Origin of the sequence: Nonomuraea coxensis DSM 45129 (genome assembly GCF_019397265.1) — a bacterium.
GTDB classification, from domain to species: Bacteria; Actinomycetota; Actinomycetes; order Streptosporangiales; family Streptosporangiaceae; genus Nonomuraea; species Nonomuraea coxensis.
The window spans coordinates 5,803,233-5,817,500 of sequence record NZ_CP068985.1 but is presented as its reverse complement, the minus strand read 5'-3'; the positions used below and the strand labels follow the sequence as shown (position 1 = coordinate 5,817,500).

The following is a 14,268-nucleotide window of genomic DNA, read 5'->3' as shown; positions in this document are numbered from 1 at the left end:
AGGTGAAAAGTGCCCCGGTGAGGGGTCGTGAAATAGTACCTGAAACCGTGTGCCTACAAGCCGTAGGAGCTTACATCAGCTTGCTGGTGTGTGATGTGACTGCGTGCCTTTTGAAGAATGAGCCTGCGAGTTATGGTGTGTGGCGAGGTTAACCCGTGTGGGGGAGCCGTAGCGAAAGCGAGTCTGAAGAGGGCGTTTGAGTCGCATGCTGTAGACCCGAAGCGGAGTGATCTACGCATGGGCAGGTTGAAGCTCAGGTAAGACTGGGTGGAGGACCGAACCCACCAGGGTTGAAAACCTGGGGGATGATCTGTGTGTAGGGGTGAAAGGCCAATCAAACTCCGTGATAGCTGGTTCTCCCCGAAATGCATTTAGGTGCAGCGTCGCGTGTTTCTTGCCGGAGGTAGAGCACTGGATGGCCGATGGGCCCGACAAGGTTACTGACGTCAGCCAAACTCCGAATGCCGGTAAGTGAGAGCGTGGCAGTGAGACTGCGGGCGATAAGGTTCGTAGTCGAGAGGGAAACAGCCCAGATCACCGACTAAGGCCCCTAAGCGTGTGCTAAGTGGGAAAGGATGTGGAGTCGCAGAGACAACCAGGAGGTTGGCTTAGAAGCAGCCACCCTTGAAAGAGTGCGTAATAGCTCACTGGTCAAGTGATTCTGCGCCGACAATGTAGCGGGGCTCAAGCACACCGCCGAAGTCGTGGCATTGATCCTCCATTGTGGGGGTTGATGGGTAGGGGAGCGTCGTGCAGCCGGTGAAGCGGCAGAGTGATCTAGTCGTGGAGGCTGTGCGAGTGAGAATGCAGGCATGAGTAGCGAATCGAGGGTGAGAAACCCTCGCGCCGGATGACCAAGGGTTCCTGGGGCAGGCTAATCCGCCCAGGGTAAGTCGGGACCTAAGGCGAGGCCGACAGGCGTAGTCGATGGACAACGGGTTGATATTCCCGTACCCGCTTCAATGCGCCCATACTGAACCTCGTGATGCTAAGAGTCCTTAAGTCGGCCGGCCCTTCGGGGCGGGTGTCAGGCTGAACGCTCGGTCCGATCGGGTAGTAGGTAAGCGATGGGGTGACGCAGGAAGGTAGTCCAGCCCAGGCGATGGTTGTCCTGGGGTAAGCATGTAGCCCGTGTTGTAGGCAAATCCGCAACACGCGTGGGTGAGATGTGATGCCGAGCCGATTGTGGTGAAGTGGATGATCCTATGCTGCCGAGAAAAGCCTCTAGTGAGTGTTGTGGCGGCCCGTACCCTAAACCGACTCAGGTGGTCAGGTAGAGAATACTAAGGCGATCGGGTGAACTGTGGTTAAGGAACTCGGCAAATTGCCCCCGTAACTTCGGGAGAAGGGGGACCTCTGCTGGTGATGGGCTTTGCGCCTGGAGCTGGTGGGGGTCGCAGTGGCCAGGGGGAAGCGACTGTTTACTAAAAACACAGGTCCGTGCGAAGTCGTAAGACGATGTATACGGACTGACGCCTGCCCGGTGCCGGAACGTTAAGGGGACCGCTTAGTCAGCGCAAGCTGGCGAAGGTGAGAACTTAAGCGCCGGTAAACGGCGGTGGTAACTATAACCATCCTAAGGTAGCGAAATTCCTTGTCGGGTAAGTTCCGACCTGCACGAATGGCGTAACGACTTCCCCGCTGTCTCAACCACAGACCCGGCGAAATTGCACTACGAGTAAAGATGCTCGTTTCGCGCAGCAGGACGGAAAGACCCCGGGACCTTCACTACAGCTTGACATTGGCGTTTGGAGCGTCTTGTGTAGGATAGGTGGGAGACTGGGAAGCTCGGACGCTAGTTCGGGTGGAGTCATTGGTGAAATACCACTCTGGTCGTTTTGAACGTCTAACTCTGGTCCGTGATCCGGATCGGGGACAGTGTCTGGTGGGTAGTTTAACTGGGGCGGTTGCCTCCTAAAGGGTAACGGAGGCGCCCAAAGGTTCCCTCAGCCTGGTTGGCAATCAGGTGTTGAGTGTAAGTGCACAAGGGAGCTTGACTGTGAGACTGACGGGTCGAGCAGGAGCGAAAGCTGGGACTAGTGATCCGGCATCGGCGTGTGGAAGCGGTGTCGCTCAACGGCTAAAAGGTACCCCGGGGATAACAGGCTGATCTTCCCCAAGAGTCCATATCGACGGGATGGTTTGGCACCTCGATGTCGGCTCGTCGCATCCTGGGGCTGGAGTAGGTCCCAAGGGTTGGGCTGTTCGCCCATTAAAGCGGTACGCGAGCTGGGTTTAGAACGTCGCGAGACAGTTCGGTCCCTATCCGCTGCGCGCGCAGGAGACTTGAAAGGGGCTGTCCCTAGTACGAGAGGACCGGGACGGACGAACCTCTGGTGTGCCAGTTGTATCGCCAGGTGCACGGCTGGTTGGCTACGTTCGGAAGGGATAACCGCTGAAAGCATCTAAGCGGGAAGCTCGCCTTGAGATGAGGTCTCCCACCACGAGAGTGGGTAAGGCTCCCGGTAGACGACCGGGTTGATAGGCCGGAGGTGGAAGCGCGGTAACGTGTGGAGCTGACCGGTACTAATAGGCCGAGGACTTGACCACAAAGCATACTTTCTTGAAGTTTTTGCTCGCGTCCACTAGGCAATTCTGAGGCAGCAGGCACGTTTGTGTTTGTGTGTTTCGGAGGGTTACGGCGGTTATGGCGGGAAGGAAACACCCGGTTACATTCCGAACCCGGAAGTTAAGCTTCTCTGCGCCGATGGTACTGCACTCGGGAGGGTGTGGGAGAGTAGGTCACCGCCGGACAATCTTTATGGAGGGCCCCGACTGGTTCAGTCGGGGCCCTTCTGCGTTTACGGCTGTGGACGCAGGACGAAGACGCCCCAGCCCAGATACTGGCGGCCGTACTCCAGGTGGGAGCGGCGGGCCTGGACCAGGAAGTCGCGCATCGCAGGCGCGTCAGGGTCGTCCGGGTTGTCGCGCAACCAGTCACTGATCGTCCACCACTGGCTGGCCACGTACCTGTCCCAGCTGTCCGGGCTGGCCAGGACCATGTCCAGCAGCTCGAAGCCGGCCTCTTCGATGCGATCGTTCGTACCGATGAGCGAGGTCACCAGGTTGTCGTCCTCCAATCCCAGCGCCGCGCGGGCCTCGGGCGGAGGTGGGGTCTGCCAGTAGCAGTCACCGACGAGCACGGTGCCGTTCGGACGGAGGTGCCGGCGCATGAGGGACAGAGTGCCCTTGATGCCGTTGCCGATCCAGGTCGCGCCGATACAGGAAACGATGTCGAACGATTCAGGGGTCGTTTCGTAGGTGCCGGCGTCGGCTTCCACGAATTCCACGCGCTCGGAGACTCCCAGTTCCTCGGCGCGGGCTCTTGCCGCGCCGAGAAAGACCTTGCTGATGTCCACGCCGACGCCTTCCAGGCCGTACTCGGCGGACCAGCGGGATAGGAGCTCTCCCTTGCCGCAGGCCAGGTCCAGTTGCCGGGTGCCGGGAATGATGCGGCAGATCTCGCCGAGCAGGGCGAGTTTCTCGTCGTTCAACGGGTTGAGTATGCGGTGCCGGGCCTCGGCGATTTCGTGGAAACGTAGTGACATGGTGAGAAGTCTCGCGCAACCCGAGTTTACGGCCAACCTATTTGTGCTCCTGTGCCGGTCTCGTGGACGTACTCCGGCTTGCTAGGCTGGAGGGACCGGGCCACCTCCACGGGTGGCCTTCGTCGCGTAAGGCCCGAGGGCGGGCGGCGACCAGCCACGGTGGACCGTTGTTGTGAGTCCGCTGGGTGAGCCCAACGAAATGGACCAGAAGTGAACAGAGATAACGGATCGGACGGCGGAGAGCGCGGGCGCGGCGACTTCGAGGAGAGGCGCTCCGGCGGGAGCGACAGGAGCGGCGGATACGGCTCGCGCGGGCGGGACTCCGGTAGCGACCGTCCGTTCCGTTCCGACGACAGGGGCCGTTCGTACGGCCGGGACGACCGCGGGCCGCGCAGGGACGACGGCCACCGCGACGACCGGGGGCCGCGTCGTGAAGGCTCCGGCTCCGGTTATGGCGGCAGGCGCGAAGGCGGTTACGGTGACCGCGGGCCGCGCCGCGAGGGGCGCGAAGGGTTCGACCGTGGGCAGCGCGGTGACGACCGTCGGCCGTACCGGGATCGGGATGATCGCGGGCCGCGTCGCGAGGGCGGCGAGGAGCGCCGGCCGTACCGGGATCGCGATGATCGCGGGCCGCGCCGTGAGGGGCCTGGATACGGCGATCGTGGGCCGCGTCGCGAGGGCGGCGGGTTCCGGGACGATCGGGGTCCCCGTCGTGAGGGCGGTTTCCGCGATGATCGTGGGCCGCGTCGCGAAGGTGGCGGGTTCCGGGACCGCGATGACCGCGGACCGCGTCGCGAGGGCGGCGGCTACGGCGAGAGCCGTGGCGGTCGTGAGGGCTACGGCGGTGAACGGCGCGAAGGTGGTTACGGTGACCGGGGTCCTCGTCGCGAGGGCGGCGGGTTCCGGGATCGGGACGACCGCGGGCCGCGCCGTGAAGGGCCCGGTTACGGCCCCAGGCGAGAGGGCGGTTACGGCGACCGCGGGCCGCGCCGTGAGGGCGGCGGATTCCAGGACCGCGATGACCGAGGTCCTCGTCGCGAGGGCGGCGGGTTCCGGGATCGGGACGATCGTGGGCCGCGCCGTGAGGGGTCTGGATACGGCGATCGTGGGCCGCGTCGTGAGGGCGGTTTCCGTGATGACCGTGGGCCGCGTCGCGAGGGCGGCGGGTTCAGGGACGATCGGGGTCCCCGTCGTGAAGGTGGCGGGTTCCGCGATGACCGCGGTCCTCGTCGTGAGGGTGGCGGGTTCCGCGATGACCGCGGTCCTCGTCGTGAGGGTGGCGGGTTCCGGGAGCGGGACGACCGTGGGCCGCGTCGTGAGGGTGGCGGGTTCCGGGAGCGGGACGACCGTGGGCCGCGTCGCGAGGGCGGCGGGTTCCGTGATGACCGTGGGCCGCGCCGCGAGGGCGGCGACCGTGGGCCTCGGCCGTTCTCGCGGGACGACCGCGCCGGGCGCGACGATCACGGCGGAGCCGGTACTCGCGCCAGGTACGGCAGGTCCGACCGCGACTCCGAGAACGCGCAGCGCGAGCGGATGCCCGAGATCGCGCCCGACATCACCGCGGACGAGCTGGACAAGGAAGTCCTTGAGGAGCTCCGTTCGCTGCCGGGCGACCTCGCCAACCTGGTCGGCCGGCACCTGGTCGCCGCTGAGCGGGCCCTGGAGGACGAAGACCCCGAACAGGCACACGAGCACACGAAGGTGGCACGCCGGTTCGCGGCTCGGATCGGGGTCGTAAGGGAGGCTGCCGGCATTGTCGCGTACCGTGCCGGGCACTTCTCGGAGGCGTTGAGCGATCTGCGGGCGGCCCGGCGGCTGACGGGGTCCGAGGCGTACCTGCCGGTCATGGCCGACTGCGAACGCGGCATGGGACGTCCCGAGCGGGCGATCGACCTTGTGCGTTCGCCCGAGGCCGAGCGTCTCGACCGGGCCGGGCGCATCGAGCTGACCATCGTCGAGTCCGGCGCCCGCCGCGACCTGGGCCAGCACGACGCGGCCGTGATCACTCTCCAGCGCCTGCCGGAGCTGCGCGACCCGCAGCCGAGACCGTGGTCGGCGCGGCTGGCGTTCGCGTACGCCGACGCCCTGATCGATGCCGGGCAGACGGAGGCGGCGACCGAGTGGTTCGCTCGGGCCATGGCGTTCGACGAGGACGGTGAGACGGACGCGGCCGAGCGGTACGCCGAGCTGACCGGCTCCGTCATCGAGGACGTCGAGGAGGACGCCGAATACGAGGACGACTTCGACGACGCCGGTGTGGCGGACGGCGGAGAGAGCCCTGCGGCCGTGGACGAGGAGCCGGAGGACGACGGCGCCTCCCTCGCCGAGGCCGACGACCTGCTGGAGGAAGAACCCGAGTCTGCCGGTGAGGCCGATGGCGAGGACGGCGACGGCGTCGCTGTTGCCACCGATGTCGCGTCGGACGAGGATGCCGGGCATCCGGACGAGGCCGTCGCGGAGGCAGCGAAGGCCGACTCTGACTCCGACTCCACGGACGAATCCAACGATTCAGATGATCCGGACGTGGAGGAGGAAGCAGACGACTCCGCTGCTCAGCAGGACAGTTCCGCAGGTGCTGTCGCCGCTCCGGCGGAGACTCCTGGCATAACGCCTGCCTTCATCGAGCCGAACTTCGGGGATGTCCTGGACGAGGAGGACGGGCCCGCGCACAAGCGGCCGAAGGCGGACGACTAACATCGTCCGCCCATAGCTGGAAGCTCGTCGGCACACGCTCCGCCGTACCGCGATGTCGCGGGACGGCGGAGTTCGTGCGTTCTACGGCCGAATCCCACGTTCCCTTCATCCGGCCCCGCTGCGCCAGGTCCGGGTGCGGCCGGCGGCAATCCCGCTCGTGATCTGCCTGGGCGGACTGCCGACGTTGCATCCGCCCGTATGGCCCTCGTCCGACCGAGGATGTCAGGTCCGCCCTTGATGGCTGCTGTGTGGCCGTCCGACATCGCACCGGCCGGTCCGCCCTCCGAATCCGACGTCGCTGCCGGCGGCCTGACGATCGGCGTACCGGATCGGCCCATGCCTATGGCAGAGGGCCTTCCGGCCGCGTCCGACGGGCTTGGGCGGGAGTGTTCCGAACGGGATGCTCCTGAGACGGGCTGTTGGGCGTCGGCATGGTGGGCAGGCCCACGGTCGGCATGGCGGACAGGTCGGCACAGCTTACGGTGAGACGCGGTCGAGCCAGTGGAGGATGCCGGCGACGTTCGACGGAGCTCCGCTCAGCAGCTCGAACTGCTCGGCGGTCGCGTCGTCCGCCTTCATCGCGGTGTAGCGCTCCTTGGTACGGTCTCGCACCATGGCGATGGCATGGTCCAGATCCAGGCCCTCGGAGTGGGCCTGCCGGGTCAGATCCACCCAGACACAGAGCTCCTCGGCGGACCGGTCGAGAGTGTCCTGAACCGCGTCCACCGGTCCGTAATGGCTGAACAGCAGACGTTGCGGTCCGAGCGCCTTGAACAGGGCGATCGAGTCGAGGGCGGTCTGCAGGTCGAAGTCCGGCGGCGGCGTGGCGGGGCGCAGGTCGCCGGTCTCGGGGAGGTACACGCCTGCGGCGTCGCCCACGTACAGGTCTCCGGTGGCGGAGTCGACGAGGCCCACGTGATGCTTCGCGTGCCCGGGCGAGTAGTGGCTGCTCAGCGTGCGCCCGTTGCCGAGATCGATCGCGCCGGTGTCGCCGAGGGCGACGATGCGCTCGGCCTCGGTGGGGGACAGTTCGCCGAAGAGGGTGTCGAGCCGGTCGCCCCAGACCATGCGGGCGCTCGCCATGAGCCGCGAGGGGTCGGCCAGGTGCCGTGCGCCTTTCTCGTGTACGACGACCTGGGCGGACGGGAAGAATCTGGCGATGTCCCCCACCCCGCCGGCGTGGTCGAGGTGGATGTGGGTCACGACGACGGTGGCGAGATCCTCCGGTCCGACGCCGAGCGACGCGAGCGCGTCGCGCACCACCGGCGCGGAGGTCGAGGTGCCGGTCTCCACCAGGCATGGCCGGTCGCCCAGGATCAGGTAGCCGGCGGTGATGCCCGCGTATCCGGCCATTCTGGTGTCGATCTCATAGACGTCGCCGCCTAGCGCGGTGATGTTGTCCACAGGCACTCCCGAGCGTCCAGCCGTTGTCCCCAGAATGGCGTTCGGCCGTTCCGGGCTCCTCCTCATCGTAAAGAGTGATCTCAGGCAGAGCGCCGACAGGAGGGACGAGGAATGGACCGGAACGAGGTCTTGCTGGTGGGACGGCTCTCGGCGGAGCCTGAGGACCACACGCTGCCGAGCGGTGACACCGTCACGAAGTGGCGCATCATCGTAAGACGCCGCCGGAGGCAGCGACGGGGCGTGACGATGACGGACAGCGTCCCGTGCGTCACGTTCAGCCCAGAGACGGCAGACGTGATCCGCGGACTCAGACCGCGCGACTACCTGCAGGTCACCGGCTCCTTCCGCTGCCGTGTCTTCGGCCCGGCCGGAGCCAAGACCTGGAAGTACGAGGTGGAGGTGACCAGCGCCAAACCCGTGGACGCGATCGCGGTAGCTGGAGACCCGCCGGATGGGGGCGGGGACAGCGTCGGTGCCGGCCTCGGGGAGGAGGCGACGGGGACGGTCACGCCGTTGGCGCCGAGGCGGGTGCTGCAACTGGCCCGAGCAAGCTGACCTCCAGCCTTGTCCACCCTGGTGCGGAGGGTGAGGGCACGCGTGCCCTCAAGGTGGCGAGGCGCGCGTCGCTGCTCCTGCGTGGGTCGGGGGGTGCTGCCTGCTTGGGCGGGCTGTCTGTCCCGGTCAGTTGATGGCGAAGGTGCGGAGGACCAGGCCCGTGCGGGGTTTGGGGCCGAAGGAGGTGGATTTGCGGGGGACGCGTTCGCCTCCGGCGGCGACGGCCAGGACGTCCTCGGTCGCCAGCGGCTTGAGGATGACGGCCGTGCCGCCGGTGCTGGTCGCGAGCTCGGCGGCGGCCTGGATGTCGTGATGCACGATGCGTACCGCCTGCTCGTCGTCACGCATCCCCCACACCTTCGGGAGGATGAACTCGCTCAGGATGGAGGTGTTGAGAGAGTTCCAGCGGTCGGAGTGGTCGGCCGGCATGGCACGAGCCAGCTGGACGGGGTCGGGGTCGGTGATCAGGTAGGCGCCGCCTTCGTCAGCCAGGAGGAAAGCCGGGTCCGGGCTGGTCTCGAAGGCGGCCAGGCCCTCTGCGAGGGTGCCGAACTCCTGGACCCGCCAGGACTGGCGGGCCTGGGCGGCCGCCTTCGCCAGGGGGAGGCCGGGGATGACGCGGTGGATGGCTTTGAGGTCGGGCGGATAGGCGGTCGAGTCGACCAGCAAGGCCAGACCGAAGTCCCAGGGGGCTATCAGGGTGGTGGGAGGAGGTGCTTGCGAGCCGGCTGCCCTTGAGGTGTGAGCTGGTTCGGAGGCGGCGGCAGCAGCGTCACCGGACTGAGTGGCGTCGCTGCTGAGCGCGGCGCCGGCGGGTGTCGTGTCGCTGGGCGCGGGTGAGGGGTCGGTTGGAGGGTGGGCCAGGCGTTCCTGGCGTTGGAGGACCCGGTAGGTCGCGTAACGGTGGTGGCCGTCGGCGATCAGAGCTTGGCGGTCGCGGAGGTCGGCGTTGATGACGGCGATCTCGGACGGGTCGATGATCGCCCAGAGGCGGTGGGTGACGCCGTCCTCGGTCTCGGCCGACACCAGGGGGCGGCGCCGGGTCGCCACCTCCTCCACCAGGCGCGTCGTCGAGCCGTCGGAGCCGTCGTAGAGGAGGAAGATCGGCTCCAGGTTCGCCTGCGTGGTGCTCATGAGGGCCAGGCGGTCGGCGATGGGGCCGGGCATGACGTCCTCGTGCGGAAGGATGACGTGCTGGCCCGGGTCCGTCAGGGCGACGTCGCCGATGAGGCCGCGTTGCAGGAAGTGCCGGCCGTGTTGCTCGTACACGTACAGGGCCGGGCGGTCGTCCGGGACCAGGATGCCCGCTCGAAGCCACGACTGCAGAGTGTCCCTGGCCTCGGCGTAACGCGTCTCCGGCGCGAGTTCGCCGTCGGCGGCAACGGCGTGGGCGGAGCCGGGGTGGGAGGCGCGGGGAAGGATGAGGCGGACGACGTTGTTGGGGTGCAGGTGGAGGAGCGTGTCGACGTCCGCGTCGGAGATCAGGTCGTAGGGCGGGGAGGTTACCTTGGCGGGATCTTCGACGGCGAAACGTACGCCTCGGAAGGGCCGTAGCACCAGTCCGCCGGGCACTGGCAGTTCAGGAGTCCCCATACCGGGCATGCTGCCATAGATGGTTATGCCTTCCGGAAATCGCCCCTCGGTTTGCAACCGTGCCTTGCCGTGGCGGGGCAGGGCGTGTTCGTCGTCCAGCGATGGAGGGAGTCTCGCCGATGGTTGGAGAAGGAAACGCCCATGATGAGACCTCGGGTGCTCCCCGGGGCAGTGTTTACGATTGGTACCAGCGCGGGGTAAAGCTGCTGAAGGACGGCAGCCCGGCGGCGGCCGCCGCGTTGCTGGAGCGGGCCGCGGAGTTCGAGCCCGAGTCGCGCAGCATTCGGGAGGCGTTGGCGCGGGCGCAGTTCAACTCGCGGCAGTACACCGAGGCAGCGGCGAGTTTCCGGCAGATCGTCGAGGCCAATCCGGCCGAGGACTACGCCTATTTCGGGCTCGGGCTGGCGTTGTGGCGTACCGGGGACATCGAAGGGGCGCAGGAACCGCTGGCGATCGCGGTTGCCATGCGTCCCGATGAGCGGCATTACGTGTCGGCGTTGAAGAGTGTGCGTGCCACGTTGCGGGCTCGCCGGGAGATGTAGACGTTCGTTCCTGGGTGCCGGTGGCGTGCGGGTGGCGGGTTCCGCTTCGGCGAGAGCGGTTGTGCGTGGCGTACGGGGGCGAGGCTAAAGTCTCACGCGGCGGGTGAGTCGGACGGGAAGAGGCGCTGTGCTGATCGACGGGTACGACACTTTGCTGCTCGACCTCGATGGCGTGGTCTACCTGGGCCCCCGCGCGGTACCGGGCGCGCCGGCGGCGCTCGAGGCGGCGCGGGCGCGGGGCGTGCGGCTGGCGTACGTCACCAACAACGCCTCGCGGACGCCCGCCGCCATCGCGGCGCACCTGCGGGAACTGGGCGCTCCGGCCACCGCCGAGGACGTCGTGACGTCCGCGCAGGCGGCGGCGCGGCTGATCGCCGACCGGGTGCCGCCGGGGTCGGCGGTGCTCGTGGTGGGCGGGTCGGGGCTGCGGATGGCCGTACGGGACCAGGGGCTGCGGCCGGTCTCGACCGCCTTCGAGGCGCCGGTCGCCGTGGTGCAGGGGATCGCGCCGGGGCTGTCGTACGGCCTGCTGTCGGAAGGGGCGCTGGCGGTGCGGCAGGGGGCGTGGTTCGTGGCGTCCAACGGGGACAGCACCATGCCCACCGGCCGTGGCGAACTGCCCGGCAACGGGGCCATGGTCCGGGTCATCGCGGCCGCGACCGGGGTGGAGCCGGTGTACGCGGGAAAGCCGGACCCGCCGTTGCACCGGGAGTCGATGATCCGTACCGGAGCGCGCCGGCCACTGGTGGTCGGGGATCGGCTGGACACCGACATCGAAGGGGCGTCCAATGCCGGGGTGGAGTCCCTGCTGGTGCTGACGGGGGTGGCCACGGCGGCCGATGTGCTGACGGCTGAGCCCCGGCATCGGCCGACGTTCGTGGCCGAGGATCTGGGGGCCCTGCTCGCGGACTATCCCGAGGTGCGGGACGGCGCGTGCGGTGGATGGCGGGCGCGGTGGCGTGACGGCGTGCTGTGCCTGGAGGGGGACGGCAGCCGGATCGACGGGCTGCGGGCGGCGTGCGACGCGGCCTGGGCGGCGGCAGGGGAGGGCCGGGTCGAGGAGGATGCGGTCAAACCGGTCCTGGAGCGTGTCGCCGGTTGAGCTCCCCGGTGATGACCGAGCGCCTTTCACGGGGCTGCTGCACGCTGAGCGCGTAGGGCGTCGTCAAAGGGTGTGTCGCATGGCGTGCGGAGGGGCGCGGATCCCAGGTGGGCGCGCCCGCGTAATGGGGGTGCGGCGGGCTGACGTCACCGGTGTGCAGTGGGCTGAGCGGTGCGGCGCGGATCGGCGTTCGTGCCATGCGGGGTGAGCGGGTGCGTGCGGGTATGGGGAATCGGGGATGTGGCGGGACCTCGTTGTGCGGGCGGTGGGGGCGTTCCGCTGTTCGCTTGGCGCCGAAAAACGGGAGGGAGGCGGGTCAGAGCAGGCGGCGCAGGCGGAGGAGGTCGCCGAAGCTGGCGTCGATCTTCACCCGGCCCCCGAGCAGCGCCCGCGCCAGGTCCAGTTCGCCGTCCACCAGCGCGACCAGGTCGTTGCTCACGATCGTGAGCTTGACGTCGGCGGGCCTGCCGCCCGCCGGCGGCTGCTCCGTGAACGGATCGAGCCCCCCGTGGTGCAGCCGCCCGTAGAAGGTCACGTCGAGGTCGGAGATTCGGCAGCTGACCGTGCGTTCGACCACGTGCTTGGCACGGTCCTGCTCGTCGATCTCGTCGAACTGCGCGACGAGCTTGGTCAGTGCCGTCCGGCACTCCTCGACGCTTGCCATGGTGAGCATCCTCTCCTTCTTGGCCGGGCCTATGCGGACCGTAGCGTTCCACATGACTAGCACCCCCGTACGACGTACAACGTGTGACACGCCTGCCAAGGTCCCGGGTGCTCGCGGGAGGCGTTACGGTCGAGTCATGAGCGAGCTGCCGCACGAGACCGGCGACGACCGGGTCGACGCCATCGTGGCCGGCCTGGGCCGCCTGGGCGAGCTGCCCGTGGGGGAGCACCCGCGGATCTTCGACGAGGCGTTCTCGGCGCTGGAGGCCACCCTCGGGGCCGTGGACGACGACCCCGCGCGGGCCGTGCACGAGATGGCGCGCGCCGCCCGCCGTCCGGATGAGCCGCGAGCCGGCCAGGCGGGGCAGGGCGTGGGGTTCCCGTCTCGGGGAGACCGGTGAGCCGGCGCATCCGCCTGGACAGCGAGCTGGTGCGCCGCGGCCTGGCGAGGTCGCGCGAGCAGGCGGCCCAGCTCATCGACGCCGGCCGGGTCACCGTCGGCGGCCAGACCGCGCGCAAGCCCGCCACCCAGGTCGAGACCGCTTCGGCCATCGTCGTCGCCGCCTCCCCCGACGGTCCCGACTACGTCTCGCGCGGGGCGCACAAGCTGCTCGGCGCGCTGGAGGCGTTCCCGGCGCTCGCCGTGGAGGGGCGCAGGTGCCTCGACGCGGGGGCGTCCACCGGCGGGTTCACCGACGTGCTGCTGCGCCGTGGCGTGGCCCACGTGCTGGCCGTCGACGTCGGCTACGGCCAGCTCGCCTGGTCGCTGCGCACCGACGAGCGGGTGACGGTGATGGAGCGGGTCAACGTCCGCGACCTGACGCCGGAGATGGTGGGGGAGCCGCCGACGCTGGTCGTGGGCGACCTGTCGTTCATCTCGCTGCGGCTGGTGCTGCCGGCGCTGGCCGCCGTGGCCGCGCCGCGCGCCGACTTCGTGATGCTGGTGAAGCCGCAGTTCGAGGTGGGCAAGGAGCTCGTGGGGGCGGGCGGCGTGGTCCGCGATCCCGCGCTGCGCGCGGGGGCCGTGCGTGACGCCGCCGCCAAGGCCATGGAGCTGGGGCTGAGCGTGCGCGGCGTGACCGCTAGCCCGCTGCCGGGGCCGTCGGGCAATGTGGAATACCTGCTCTGGCTGGGCAAGGGAGAGGGCGAGCCTCCGGTCGCCGACCTGGAGGCCGAGATCGAGCGTGCCGTGGCGGAAGGGCCGCAATGAAACGGACCGTGCTGGTCGCCGTACACACCGGGCGGGACGCCGCCGTCGAGAGCGCACGCCTGGTGATCAACCGGCTGATGGGGGCGGGCCTCGCCGTGCGGGTGCTCGAGTCCGAGTACGCCGAGATCGGCTGCGCCGGGGTCGAGGCCGTGACCGGCGACGATCCCGGAGGGGCGAAGGACGCCGAGGTCATGATCGTGCTCGGCGGCGACGGGTCGCTGCTGCGCGCCGCGGAGCTGGCCAGACCGGCCGGCACGCCGCTGCTGGGGGTCAACCTGGGGCATGTCGGGTTCCTCGCCGAGGCCGAGGTCGACGACCTGGCCGGGGCGGTCGACGCCGTCGTGGCCGGCCGGTACGACGTCGAGGAGCGCATGACGATCGATGTTCTCGCCCGGCAGAACGGCAGGATCCTGGCCGACACGTGGGCGCTCAACGAGGCCACCGTCGAGAAACAGGAGCGCATGCTGGAGGTCGTCGCCGAGATCGACGGCCGCCCGCTGTCGCGGTGGGGCTGCGACGGCGTGATCTGCGCCACGCCGACCGGCTCGACCGCCTATGCTTTCTCCGCGGGCGGGCCGGTCGTGTGGCCTGAGGTCGAGGCGCTGCTCATGGTGCCCATCAGCGCCCACGCCCTGTTCGCCAGGCCGATGGTGGTCTCGCCGCGGTCCACGCTGGCCGTGGAGATCCTGCCGGAGACCCCTGGCGGGGTGTTGTGGTGCGACGGGCGGCGCCGCTTCGAGCTGCCGTCCGGCACGAGGGTGGAGGTGCGCAGGGGCGCCGAGCCGGTCCGGCTGGCGCGGCTGCACGGTGTCGAGGACACCGGGGCGCCGTTCACCGACAGGCTGGTAGCCAAGTTCGAGCTACCCGTCCAGGGCTGGCGCGGAAGGGTGCGACCCTGAGTGAATGGAAGCAGGACCGCGTAGGATCGCGTGGGCACACGTGTTCGGGGCACGGGCC

Annotated in this window: 11 protein-coding genes and 2 rRNA genes (1 of these 13 cut by a window edge); 9 read left to right on the top strand and 4 right to left on the bottom strand. The window is 68.5% G+C overall.

Annotation, left to right across the window (positions count from 1 at the left end; genetic code table 11):
* Nucleotides 1–2,550, top strand: a 23S ribosomal RNA gene (locus Nocox_RS27215); it begins 556 nt to the left of the window's first position.
* A gap of 87 nt (nucleotides 2,551–2,637) precedes the next feature.
* A 5S ribosomal RNA gene (gene rrf, locus Nocox_RS27210) occupies nucleotides 2,638–2,754 on the top strand.
* Between the two features lie 47 nt (nucleotides 2,755–2,801).
* On the opposite strand, the gene Nocox_RS27205 is transcribed toward rrf, so the two are convergent.
* On the bottom strand, nucleotides 2,802–3,548 hold the full coding sequence (locus Nocox_RS27205) for an SAM-dependent methyltransferase (protein WP_026214656.1): 747 nt from the start codon (nucleotides 3,546–3,548) through the stop codon (nucleotides 2,802–2,804).
* 1,533 nt (nucleotides 3,549–5,081) lie between these two features.
* On the opposite strand from Nocox_RS27205, the gene Nocox_RS27200 reads away from it, so the two are divergent.
* Nucleotides 5,082–6,242 carry a midas domain-containing protein gene (locus tag Nocox_RS27200; RefSeq protein ID WP_020544738.1) on the top strand — a complete coding sequence of 387 codons (1,161 nt, stop codon included), beginning with the start codon at nucleotides 5,082–5,084 and terminating at the stop codon, nucleotides 6,240–6,242.
* A gap of 477 nt (nucleotides 6,243–6,719) precedes the next feature.
* On the opposite strand, the gene Nocox_RS27195 is transcribed toward Nocox_RS27200, so the two are convergent.
* A complete protein-coding gene (locus Nocox_RS27195) occupies nucleotides 6,720–7,646 on the bottom strand; it encodes an MBL fold metallo-hydrolase (RefSeq protein WP_020544739.1) in 927 nt (308 codons plus the stop codon).
* 111 nt (nucleotides 7,647–7,757) lie between these two features.
* Between Nocox_RS27195 and Nocox_RS27190 the strand changes: the two genes are divergently transcribed.
* Nucleotides 7,758–8,201: a single-stranded DNA-binding protein gene (locus tag Nocox_RS27190; protein ID WP_020544740.1), complete on the top strand. Its 444-nt coding sequence runs from the start codon at nucleotides 7,758–7,760 to the stop codon at nucleotides 8,199–8,201.
* Nucleotides 8,202–8,327: 126 nt separating this feature from the next.
* Here Nocox_RS27190 and Nocox_RS43295 read toward each other — a convergent pair whose 3' ends face one another.
* Nucleotides 8,328–9,794, bottom strand: coding sequence for a DUF1015 family protein (locus Nocox_RS43295; protein WP_246649556.1), 1,467 nt, complete (start codon nucleotides 9,792–9,794; stop codon nucleotides 8,328–8,330).
* Between the two features lie 119 nt (nucleotides 9,795–9,913).
* Here Nocox_RS43295 and Nocox_RS27180 point away from each other — a divergent pair, with 119 nt between their 5' ends.
* Together Nocox_RS27180 and Nocox_RS27175 are read left to right on the top strand one after the other, a co-directional pair.
* Complete coding sequence (locus Nocox_RS27180) at nucleotides 9,914–10,336, top strand: tetratricopeptide repeat protein (protein ID WP_020544742.1); 423 nt, start codon at nucleotides 9,914–9,916, stop codon at nucleotides 10,334–10,336.
* A gap of 127 nt (nucleotides 10,337–10,463) precedes the next feature.
* The gene (locus Nocox_RS27175; RefSeq protein ID WP_020544743.1) at nucleotides 10,464–11,438 is read left to right on the top strand and encodes an HAD-IIA family hydrolase; all 975 of its coding nucleotides are present in this window, start codon (nucleotides 10,464–10,466) and stop codon (nucleotides 11,436–11,438) included.
* Nucleotides 11,439–11,754: 316 nt separating this feature from the next.
* On the opposite strand, the gene Nocox_RS27170 is transcribed toward Nocox_RS27175, so the two are convergent.
* Nucleotides 11,755–12,111: an SCP2 sterol-binding domain-containing protein gene (locus Nocox_RS27170; protein ID WP_020544744.1), complete on the bottom strand. Its 357-nt coding sequence runs from the start codon at nucleotides 12,109–12,111 to the stop codon at nucleotides 11,755–11,757.
* A gap of 127 nt (nucleotides 12,112–12,238) precedes the next feature.
* Between Nocox_RS27170 and Nocox_RS27165 the strand changes: the two genes are divergently transcribed.
* The 3 genes from Nocox_RS27165 to Nocox_RS27155 are packed head-to-tail and all read left to right on the top strand — an operon-like array spanning nucleotide 12,239 to nucleotide 14,210.
* Nucleotides 12,239–12,502, top strand: coding sequence for a hypothetical protein (locus tag Nocox_RS27165; protein WP_020544745.1), 264 nt, complete (start codon nucleotides 12,239–12,241; stop codon nucleotides 12,500–12,502).
* Nucleotides 12,499–13,311 (top strand): TlyA family RNA methyltransferase, encoded by an 813-nt coding sequence (locus tag Nocox_RS27160; protein WP_020544746.1) that lies wholly within the window; start codon nucleotides 12,499–12,501, stop codon nucleotides 13,309–13,311. Before Nocox_RS27165 ends, Nocox_RS27160 begins: the two co-directional genes overlap by 4 nt.
* Nucleotides 13,308–14,210: an NAD kinase gene (locus tag Nocox_RS27155; protein WP_020544747.1), complete on the top strand. Its 903-nt coding sequence runs from the start codon at nucleotides 13,308–13,310 to the stop codon at nucleotides 14,208–14,210. The genes Nocox_RS27160 and Nocox_RS27155 overlap by 4 nt, the downstream gene beginning before the upstream one ends.
* Nucleotides 14,211–14,268 lie beyond the last annotated feature (58 nt).